The organism is Paramagnetospirillum caucaseum (assembly GCF_000342045.1).
GTDB classification, from domain to species: domain Bacteria; phylum Pseudomonadota; class Alphaproteobacteria; order Rhodospirillales; family Magnetospirillaceae; genus Phaeospirillum; species Phaeospirillum caucaseum.
The window spans coordinates 1-207 of the sequence record NZ_AONQ01000233.1 but is presented as its reverse complement, the minus strand read 5'-3'; the positions used below and the strand labels follow the sequence as shown (position 1 = coordinate 207).

Here is a 207-nt window from a genome sequence, read left to right as displayed (position 1 = left end):
TACTCGTCAGCGGTCAGCCCATGCCCAGTCGTGAGGTGTCGCTTGAGCATCTTCTGCCGATCACCGCATTCCAAACAGACAATGTAATCTGGGGTCACCGACCGCTTCACAGAAACGGCAGGTTGCTGCCGTTCAGCCGGTGCTGAAGCAGGGTTGTCCGTAGCGGCTAAAGTCGAATAAACGGACTTGATCAGGCTTGGGATTTCA

At 55.1% G+C, this 207-nt stretch carries 1 protein-coding gene; it reads right to left on the bottom strand.

Annotated features, from left to right (window positions below):
* Positions 1-207: MucR family transcriptional regulator (locus H261_RS24495; protein WP_161625071.1), on the bottom strand; the 207-nt coding region annotated here is incomplete at both ends.